Annotated in this window: 1 protein-coding gene; it reads right to left on the minus strand. The window is 55.6% G+C overall.

Annotated features, from left to right (window positions below):
* Positions 1 to 266, minus strand: a 266-nt coding sequence (locus tag ACZ3HH_RS30280) for a hypothetical protein (RefSeq protein WP_465810299.1), incomplete at both ends; no start/stop codon positions are given.

A 266-nucleotide genomic window follows, 5' to 3' on the forward strand; every position in this document is an offset into this window, starting at 1 on the left:
GCGGTTTGAAATTTGGACACTAACGTTCCTATATCGCGTTCTTTGCGGCCGCCCTCATAACGTTTACGGATCCGGTCGCATTCTTCGCTGGCAGCTTCTTGGCCCAAAATGGGAACTAGACTACCTTGGGGAATGCCACCACGAGTTAGGAGTCCTAAAGATTGCCCCGTCGTCGGATCGCCAGAGCTTAGGTACTCAGCCAAGGTCGGAAGCGCGGGCGTAATCGCCAAGGTCGCCAGGACTTCGCCAAACCGGTAGGTGGGATG

The sequence above is a fragment of the Pseudomonas sp. PME37.24/025 genome (genome assembly GCF_055556615.1).